The organism is Aquidulcibacter sp. (genome assembly GCF_049239865.1).
In the GTDB taxonomy this organism is placed as follows: Bacteria; Pseudomonadota; Alphaproteobacteria; order Caulobacterales; family Aquidulcibacteraceae; genus Aquidulcibacter.
The window spans coordinates 1-2,319 of record NZ_JBMLTR010000018.1 but is presented as its reverse complement, the minus strand read 5'-3'; the positions used below and the strand labels follow the sequence as shown (position 1 = coordinate 2,319).

The 2,319-nt window shown below is 56.1% G+C and carries 2 protein-coding genes and 1 pseudogene; all 3 read right to left on the bottom strand.

Going from position 1 to position 2,319, the window contains the following annotated elements; translation table 11 throughout:
• A partial coding sequence (locus ACOVRA_RS02155; RefSeq protein WP_421718867.1) for a cation diffusion facilitator family transporter occupies positions 1-869 on the bottom strand: 869 nt, incomplete at its 3' end.
• Between the two features lie 4 nt (positions 870-873).
• Entirely contained in the window at positions 874-1,164 is a 291-nt protein-coding gene (locus tag ACOVRA_RS02150; RefSeq protein WP_421718866.1) for a methyltransferase family protein, read from the bottom strand.
• 310 nt (positions 1,165-1,474) lie between these two features.
• A pseudogene (locus ACOVRA_RS02145) lies at positions 1,475-2,319 on the bottom strand (hypothetical protein); the annotation flags it as partial.

Genomic DNA, 2,319 nt, shown 5'->3' with positions numbered 1-2,319 from the left:
CCGTATTTCTCGTCGAGTTCATGCGCGAGAGTGGCAAGTACTACATCACCGGGATGACCTTCGGGCATGACTAGGTGGGCAGACAAAGCGGCTTGTGTGGTGGATAGGGGCCAAACATGAAGATCATGCACCGATGCCACGCCTGGGCGCGCTGCAAGCCACTCCTTTACAGAAGGCAAGTCAACGCCCGCTGGACTTGCACCCAGCGACAGTCTGGATGAGGCCAAAAGCAAATGCCAAGTCCCTGCAACCATGACGGCCACGACAACAAGACTGATCGCCGGATCAATCCAAGCCTTTCCGGTCAGCAAGATGGCAGCACCCGCCAAGATTACCGAAAGGGAGACAAGCCCGTCCCACAACATGTGGAGGAAAGCACCTTCAATATTGATGTCCGACTTTCGGCCGCGCGAGAACAACCAGGCCGTACCAAGATTTATGACCACCCCAACGGCTGCAACCGCCATAACCAAAGCGCCATCCGGCGGGCTGGGGTTTGCAAAACGGCGGATCGCCTCCCAACCAATAACTCCGGCGGCCAAGAGGATGAGTAACGCGTTCGCAAGAGACGCCAGAATGGAAGCTTGGCCAAATCCAAATGTAAACCGCCCTCGGGGCTGAAGTCGCCCGAGTGCCGTTGCGCCCCAAGCAAGCAAGAGACCTAGCACGTCGGTAGCATTATGGCCCGCATCTGCGATGAGCGCGAGGGAATTGATTGACCACCCCACTCCAAGCTCAACCAGAACAAAGCTGACATTGAGACCAATTCCAAGCGCGAAAGCCCCATCATAGCTGGAAGGACCGTGCACATGGCCATGGGCACCATGATTGTGGCCGCTGTCTTGATGGTCGCTGTGATCGTGACCCACTATTTTATTCCTTTGAAAGGCCCAGCCAGCGCGGGGTTCGGGCAGCATAGTCGCGGTAGCCTTGCCCAAGACTTTTGGCCAAAATCGGTTCTTCGATGCGGACTTGCCAGACAGCGGCAATCCAAACACAGGCCGAAAGGATCACTTGGACGATATCAGGTTTGACAAGGGCAAGCCCGGCAAAAAGGGCCAGCTGGCCAACGAAAACCGGATTTCGCGAAAAGGCGAAAAAGCCCCGCGTCACGAGTGTTCCAAGAGTGCCCTCTACTGCACCAATCCGCCAAGATCCGGCCATTTGAGATTGCGCCCCGAGAGCCACGCATGCCCCAACGAATACAGCAACGAATCCCGGCCAAACAAGCCAATCGAACATAGGTGGCCATTGAGGCACCCAAGTTGGAAAAGTTGCTCGGAATAGACCCCAAGCGGCAGCGCCGACAAATCCAATCTTGAACAAGAGTGCCGTCCAAATTTGGGTACCCTCCGGCTTAACGAAGGAGTCAATATTGCGTCCAGCGGACTCTTTCGCTTGTCTGCTAAGCAATACAAACCCAACCAAATAGGCGTACAATAGGACTGTTGTTATCGTCGTCGGTAAATCCATGTCAGTCTGCCACCACCAACGTAAACGGCGCAGTGATTACCTTGCCGCCGACCTTTACTTGCACGAATACTCGGTGCGGTCCGACAACGCTTGGGTGCAATTCAAAAGCTAATGCAGGCCCGCCGCGTGCCGTCGCATCCTTTGGTTCTGCACCCTCAGGATGACCATGCACCATCGTGGTGCCATCGGCCGAGAAGCCAACCAAATGGGCATAGGCCCCCATAAGCGGTTCTAACGAGGCAAGCGGAGCCCCGGTTCCATCGGCAACTGTTAGCATAGCTGGTGTGTGTGCGTCAGCCGTGAGCGCGCCGCCAAGCGATAGGGTCAGGGTATAGCCGTCGACCTTGGTGGAAAGTGTTTGGGTCGCTGCAACCTCTGGACCTTTTTCTGCGCCCACGTTTAGGGTGACGGAAGGCGTAAGGTTATGGGCATTTGCATCTTCATGGCCATGGCTTCCTTCACCATGATCATGGCCTGCTTTGTCATGACTTTGACCTTCATCACCATGGTCACTTTTGCCATGGTCATGAGCGTGCCCGTCTTGCTCTTTGCCTGCGGGCTTAAAGTCCGCCCAAACGCGATATTGACGGGGATATTTCGGGGTAAAGCTGACCGTCCACTGTCCGGGCTGCGCGCCTGGCTCACCATGGACATGGGTGTAATCCTCCAGCGCGCTATCCACGATCATAACATGGACCTTGTGCTCGTGCTGGGTTGCGATGTCATCGGGGCCGAGGGGTTTGCCATCCGCGCCTGTTAGGATCAAAGTTAGGCGAACAGCCTGGCCCGGTACAGGGGTCGCAGCCGCCGCAACAGACATGGTTGGCTGACCCTTGGTTTCACTTA

Bases quoted from the DNA above. Each gene is read 5' to 3' on its own strand.
- ACOVRA_RS02150 (WP_421718866.1), bottom strand. From the start codon at position 1,164: ATGGCCGGATCTTGGCGGATTGGTGCAGTAGAGGGCACTCTTGGAACA.